Source organism: Amycolatopsis thailandensis (assembly GCF_002234405.1).
Taxonomy (GTDB): Bacteria; Actinomycetota; Actinomycetes; order Mycobacteriales; family Pseudonocardiaceae; genus Amycolatopsis; species Amycolatopsis thailandensis.
Genome location: NZ_NMQT01000325.1, coordinates 1 through 1,178, shown reverse-complemented (window position 1 = coordinate 1,178; position 1,178 = coordinate 1). Strand labels below are relative to the sequence as shown.

The window sequence follows — 1,178 nt, the reverse complement described above, 5'->3', positions numbered from 1 at the left end:
TCCCTACACGACTGTCTTCCGCTCTCGGCCGCCATCGCCTCGGTGAGGATCATCCCGAAACTCTCGCCACCCGTGTTCGGCGCGCAGTAGACGTCGACACTGCGCAGTGCCCGCGCCTTCGTCTCGTCGTCGACCTGGCCGAGCAGTTCGATGTGCGGCGCCAGCGCCGGCCCCGCTTCGCGCCGGAGCTGATCGGCGTCGCCGCGGCCGACGACCAGCAGCCGCAGCTCCTCGAACTCCGGCAGCAGCATCCGCAGCGCCTCCAGCAGGACCCCCATCCCCTTGCGGGGCTCGGTGTACCGCCCGACGAACCCGACCGTGCCGCCCGCCCGCGGATAGCCGTCGAGCGGGAGCGCGCGGGAGAAGAAGTCGACGTCGACACCGTTGGGCACCTCGACCGCGTCACCGCCGGCGTGCTCGACCTGGACCCGGCGGGCCAGCGCCGACACGGCGATCCGCGCGGTGATCTTCTCCAGCAGCGGCCGCAGTACCGGCTGGAACGCCGCGAGGGTGCGCGAACGGGTCGTCGCGGTGTGGAAGGTCGCCACGATCGGGCCGTCCGCGACCTTCAGCGCCAGCAGGGAAAGGCTCGGCGCGGCGGGCTCGTGCAAGTGCAGGACGTCGAAATCGCCGTCGCGGATCCATCGCCGCACCCGGGCGTAGGACACCGGGCCGAATTGCAGCCGCGCGACCGAGCCGTTGTACGGAATGCCGAGCGCCTTCCCGGCGGGGACGACGAAATCCGGGACGTCGGAGTCCTCGTCCGCGGGCGCGAGGACCGAGACTTCGTGCCCGCGCGCGAGAAGCGCCTTCGCGAGATCGATGACGTGCCCCTGTACGCCGCCCGGTACGTCGAACGAGTACGGGCAGACGATCCCGATCTTCATGACCCGCGCCTGCGCCATCGGCTCAGCTCGCTTCGCCGAGTTCGGCCTGTTCCCCGGCTTCGAGATCGGAGAGCCAGAACTTCTGCATCATGTGCCAGTCGGCCGGATGCGCGGCGATGTCCCCGGCGAAGATGTCCGCCAGCGCCTGCGTGGCCGCCGGGACCTCGGACCGGTTCGTGACCCGGATCCGCGGATGCAGCCGGATCTGCCAGCCGTCCTCGGTGAACCAGCAGCCCGCCGGGATCAGCGCGGCACCAGTGGTGGCCGCCAGCCGGGCCGGTCCGCCCGGCA

General features: G+C 71.3%; 2 protein-coding genes. Both read right to left on the bottom strand.

The window, feature by feature from the left end:
• Positions 1-887 (bottom strand): glycosyltransferase family 4 protein (locus CFP71_RS42660; RefSeq protein ID WP_093939469.1); only part of this gene is annotated, 887 nt, incomplete at its 3' end.
• 22 nt (positions 888-909) lie between these two features.
• Positions 910-1,178, bottom strand: a 269-nt coding sequence (locus tag CFP71_RS42655; protein WP_482746733.1) for a lysophospholipid acyltransferase family protein, incomplete at its 5' end; no start/stop codon positions are given.